Annotated in this window: 1 protein-coding gene; it reads right to left on the bottom strand. The window is 41.7% G+C overall.

All coding sequences use genetic code 11. From position 1 onward, the window contains the following. The coding region (locus NE665_RS23170; protein WP_256302657.1) for a hypothetical protein at positions 1-5,371 on the bottom strand (5,371 nt) is incomplete at its 3' end. Between the last annotated feature and the right edge of the window lie 14 nt (positions 5,372-5,385).

Consider the following 5,385-nt stretch of genomic DNA (forward strand, 5'->3'; position numbering starts at 1 on the left):
CATAATTCGGTGCACCAACATCGACGTTGATTTCATAGCCGATATCGGAAGATTTTAATGTATAAGTACTATTTGTAGCACCTGAAATAGCTTCTCTTGAAACAGTCCCTGCTTTTCTTCGATACCATTGATATTTAATATCGGGTACTCCTGAAGCTGTAGCAATTAGTGTTTTACCTGGATTTTCATCACCACTTATCGAAACAGAATTCAAAGCTCTTTCCGTCTGTTTAACTGTGAAGTCATATGTGTTAGAGGCACTACCACCAATAGAAGCATCAGGTTCCGTATAATTGATTGTGATAGTAGCACTTTGTCCCACATTGCCAACAGGAATGATAGTCCCTCCATCTGTTACTTTCAGTATATCGGAATTACTTGAGCTTATAGAGTAAACACTTTTTTGTAACTCTTCTGGTATTTTAATTGCTCCGTAAATATTGCCATCAAAGATACTTGTACTATCTGTTTTACTATCTACTGGAGTAAAAGCTCCTCTAGTTGTTGCATATAATATCGCAATAGGATGTTCTGCCATCCAAGTTAGCCTTGGATAAAACCCATCTTTATATGTCCACGTCCCTGATGTTCCAAATTCACTGGCTAACTTAGTTCCTATCATTTCTTGTGTTGCTAAACCTGTTCCCTTACTTGCTGATGGGAATTTAGAATCAGGTGTTCCTAAAACAGGATCTGGTGCTAAACTTTTATCATAAAAGTTAGATACATTTTGTACAGTATTTCCAGTTTGGTAAAAGCCTCCAAAAACACCGCCATTTAATCCGCCATTTTCCAATGGTATACTATTTGCAGCATAATTCCTTCTTAAATCTGAAATTAAACTCATAGAATTATTACTAGGATGTACTGACCCAATTAATGAACCAGCTGCATTTGCAATACCTGCTTTTCCTATACTGGAATTAACCATATAATTATCATAAATTCTACTCTGCCATATAGAACCTGACACACCGCCTACGGAGTATTCAGGCTCAAAAGTTGAATAAACCTTTCCTCCTAAAGCGCCGCACTCTTGAATTGTATCGTTTCTAGATGTTCCAATAATAAGAGAGGCATCACCATTACTGATAGACTCACTTTCCACACTGAATACTCTGCTAACTACTGAATTTGAAGAACTACTTGCTAAAATAGAAGCAGTTGATACAGTGTTTTCTACTTTTGCATTAGTGATTAATAAATTTTTAACTGTAGCATTATCTATAGCATATAGGATAGCACTTGTGTTTCCTTTCAAATAGGAAACACTATGATAATCACCATCAAATGTACCAGTAAAAGTTGTATGGATAGGATTAAGTGCTGCTTTATTTTTCATATTGATATTAGCTGTAAGTATATAATTAGCACTTCTATCTGTATACTTTCCTATTCCTGATACAAAATCGGAAAAATCGTCTGCATTATTAATTGATATTCCATACCTATAAATGATTTTTTCACTCGTATATTTCATTTCAGCAGGAATAGCTTCTAGACTTTCATCAACATATAACGCTATATTACTAGGTACTGTTAATTGTGCATAGATGTATTTTCCATCTCGATGGCTCCAGTTTTCCTCCGTCGAAGTCATCGTGTTACCACTAAATACACGATTGGAATCAGTATGCGCATTCGTATCTATATACATTTCAAAACGTCCTTTTAACTCATCTCCTGTCCAGTTATTTACTGTTGCTTTTACTTTCGTTCCTGAATAAGCCGTATAAATTCCATTTCCATCTTTCGTATTAGACTCGATTTCTATCTTTTCGTTATATATCTTTTTCACATAGGTAGCTGCCATCTTCTTGATACTTTCGCCACCATATCCAATGTCACTGTTTGGCACGAATTCTGCTTTGATGTAGTGTTTCCACATATCCTCGCTGATCGTCAATGTACTCGTGTCACTGTCTATCGTTGGGCTGTATCCGCTTGCTAGCTGTTTCCATTTCGCCGTATCATCTATTGATGGCGCAGCATTCGTTCCTGTAGCACCACAGTCTGTCGTACTGATGTACCATTTCCAGGTTCCTTTGTTGTTGTTCGCATCTTTTAATGTCGCGCTCACAGTCTTTCCTACGACTTCATTTCCCGTAAATGCGATTGTTCCTGACTGTGTTACCGGACCCAGCTCCACACTTTTGCTTCTGACATTACTCACCTGTGTATCTGCAGTTTCCTGTTTCACAATATATAATGTGTAAACTCTATTTGCCTCAAAATAGGCTTTCTCATAGTCCTGTGTGAGCTGAAAGTTGGTGGAAGGTACCTTCGTCCAGCCTGCCGCAGTCATCGCACTCTCTGTTGTTCCTTCCGGTGCATTCGGTGCCGGAATGGTATCTTTCTGCACGCGATACCATACGTACTCCTTCGTATTCAATTCAACATTCGTTTGCAGGTGATTATCTATATCACTTATCTGTGTAAATGTTGTGATCTCCGGATCTGTTGCCACATTCTTTTTGATACTGCTGGTAACTGCTTCCTTATCGCCTTTAAAATCTCCAGCTCCTGTGTATACTGCCTTCAGCTTCTTTCCGATATCGCTTCCTGTCGGTGTATATTTTGATATCGTTTTATTGTTTGTGATACCGGATGTGATCTGAACATAACTGCCGTTATTTTCACGATACCATTTCCAGCTTCCGTTCGTATCATCCCCTGATGGGATATAATTGGCTTTATTGTAGCTGGCTGTCAGCTCTTTTCCTGCCGTATCGATACCGTCAATGCTCACATACCCCAGAATGCCGGTCAATTCCGTTTTCATTTCCAGATTCAGCAGGCACCATGCACTTGCTTCATAGTTATCATCCTTGGCTCGGCGTACCCAGATGTAATAGGTCGTATTACGATCCAGCCCTGTGATGGTTACATCCGCCCCTTTGTATGCTTTGGTATCTACCAGCTTATTCGTGGGAGCGTCCTCATTATTTTCTTTTCCATACTGGAATTCATAAACGACACCCTCATCCGCATCCTCCCCCATCTTAAATGTCAGTGTGGTATCGGTCTGCGTTTTTCTCTGCGGACTGACGGTCGGCGCATCGTATTGATCCTTTGTATATTTCTGTACTTCTGTTGAGGTTTCTGTGATGCTGCCGCTAAAGCCCTCTGTCGGTGTAAAGGTGACCTTGTAGGTGGTTCCCACAGCCTCTGTTGCCGGGATCATATAATAGGTGGAATCATCCCCCTGTGGGAAGTAGTTCGCGATGTTGCTTTCTACACCGTTCTGTACCTTCGTCCATGTCCAGGTACCCTCTTTCGTGTTGACACCATCCAGTTGTACGATAAGTTTTTCTCCCTGGATCGGATTCGTAGCACCGGTATTTGCATAAGTGAAATGCATACTTCCTGTCAGATTGGTCTTTTCTGTTTTCTTAACGATTCGCTGATCCACAGCAGACCAGTCAGATTTGTAATGCTCCGCCTGTTCTGCATAACGCAGGAATAAATAATAGGTCGTATTACGCTTCAGATTTTTCAATGTTATCTCTGTATTTGGTGTATATGTCTGCACGATACCATCTTCTCGATATTCCACAGGGACTCCATTTTCACTAAGTGAATATCCAACAATAAATTTTTCATCCACACCAAGACCGCTACCTGCTGTATCCTGACTAGGCAGCGTGAATGTAAATGTTGAATCTGTTGCACTCACCATATTTGATGGTGTCGTTTTTTTAGGTGCCTTTACCTCTGCCTTTTTAACCTCTTCGCTCTGCGAACTAATTTCACCAGCATAGAATTTTGTGGGATCACCTGAATAAACGGCTTCAATCTTTGATCCTATATCTCTTGGATCCAAAATCTCATAATACGAATCTGTGGAAAGAGAAGATGATCGTTCTCCATCCGGACTCACTCGATACCAGTTCCATTCACCCTTTTGCGTTGGTACTCCATTCTTCACAACGGCAGTCAGTGTCTGTCCATAAGCTGTAGTATTATTGGATACGGATATCTCCACTGTTCCTATAACATGTGGGTAATCCGTTTTTTGTTCTACATACAAATCACCCCATAGAGAATCTTCATAGCCATCTTCCCCAATCTGCTTTACATAGATATAATACATCTTATTTGGATTCAATCCTGTAATGGTCACTGGATTACTCCCTCGCGTCAGTATATCAAATGGCACGATTTCATCATGTACTCCCTGCTCAATATAGCCGAACTGATACAGGCCTTTCGTAACAGAGGATGGCAGCTTCACTGTTAGTGATATGTCTTCACTCTCTGCGATTTCCGGTCGGACATCGGGTTTTGCTGTTGCAGCTTTTTTTACCTTCGTATCCATAGCCGCCTTGACAGCGCCGCTCGCTCCTCCGTCTTTTTTCGCAGTTGCTTTCACATAGATGAGCTGATTTACATCCTTGCCGCTCAGCAGATAGCTTTTTCCTGTACCAAGGATCTTTTCATCATGATCGCTTCCATCCGCATTTTTCTGATGCCAGGTATATGTAACATCCGCATCGAATTTGTCCTGTGTAAGCTTTGCATACAGCTGGTTTCCTACTACCATATCAGCTGCGCCCGCTTCTTCGCTCAATGCACTGTTCCTATAGATCTTGATGCCGTTCAGTTCTTCCTTTATGACCGTTGAACTGGCTCTCGTTACTGTTCCCTTGTAGCTTTGATCATCACTTACGGTAAAGGTTGCACGTATGAAGTATCCGCTGTCATCTGTTGTCGGTGTATAAGTACTTGTTATACTGTTCGTATCTGCATTGCTTTTCAGTTCTTCCCAGCCGCTGGATAAGGATTTGCTCTTCTCCCATGTCCAGCTTCCTTTTTCACATTGCGCATCCTGTAAGGTCGCAGTGATTTCTGTACTTACCTTAAAGGTAGTGCTCAGGCTGACACTTCCTCCCACCAGTCCCTTATTGGTCGTAATGGGATAGGTCTTCATGGTTTTGGCTGCCATATCGTATTCATTCAGTACATAATCGGTATGCCAGTCTAAATCCGACCAGTTGATCACATCACTCCATAAGTACCTCTTCCAGCCACTTTCTATAGCTGCCTTATGTGAAGCCGGCGCCTCTGCAGGTGTTGTCGTGACCTTGTAATAAAGGCGTTCCTTCATGTTGAAGCTGATCTGCGTCTTTGCTTCCGCAAGTGATTCTCCGGCGATTGGTGATTTCGTAAGGATTCTCGCAGATGCAGCCTTCAAGGTCCTTGTACCACTCTTCGTAGCTGCAATCAGTTCTCCATCCGTATCCTTTGTTGGATCAGTGCTCACTTTCGCAAGCAGGGTATTCCCATTGATTCCGATATTGCCTTTTGCACTCCATGAGACAGCTTCTTTCCCTGTTGAGGAGGGCAGTGCCACATCCTTCGTCAGTCCCATCAGACTTGTCTGCG

The sequence above is a fragment of the Clostridium sp. DFI.1.208 genome (assembly GCF_024463855.1).
Classification (GTDB): Bacteria; Bacillota_I; Bacilli_A; order Erysipelotrichales; family Erysipelotrichaceae; genus Clostridium_AQ.